Raw genomic sequence first — 547 nt, 5'->3', positions numbered from 1 at the left:
CGCCACCCTGGTAGCCGCCCTCACGACGGTCCCCGCCACGGAAACCACCGTCACGGTCGCCACCGCGGAAGCCACCCTCACGCGGGGCACCCGAACGCGACCCATCGCGGTCACCACCACGGAAACCGCCTTCACGACGATCACCACCGCGGAAGCCACCCTCGCGGTCGCCGCCACGGAAACCACCCTCACGCGGGGCACCCGAACGCGATCCATCGCGGTCGCCACCACGGGAACCGCCGTCACGACCGCCGGCATATCCGCCCCGGGCGCCGCCGGCGTTGTCCCGATCTCCCCGGTACGGGGGGCGGTCGTCGCGGCGCGCACCGCGGTCGCGTCCAGCCGGGCCGTCGGTGCGGTCTTCGGAACGACGGGGACGATCTCCGCCCTGCGGTCCTGAACTCACAGGTACATCCTTCCTGATTGCGCCACCAATGGCGCTACGCAGTCGAGGGCCGACCCGGATGGGGCGGCCCTCGACTGGAAGATTGTCCGGCGGTGTCCTAAACTCACACACCCAAACGAGTGCAGGGCCAGAGGCGCTGGA

Annotated in this window: 1 pseudogene; it reads right to left on the bottom strand. The window is 70.9% G+C overall.

Annotated features, from left to right (window positions below):
• Window positions 1–246: pseudogene (locus AB0B97_RS00005) on the bottom strand (hypothetical protein); the annotation flags it as partial.
• Window positions 247–547: the final 301 nt, after the last annotated feature.

The sequence above is a fragment of the Micromonospora sp. NPDC049004 genome (assembly GCF_040649315.1).
GTDB lineage: Bacteria > Actinomycetota > Actinomycetes > Mycobacteriales > Micromonosporaceae > Micromonospora.
This window is presented reverse-complemented; position numbering and strand designations above follow the sequence as displayed.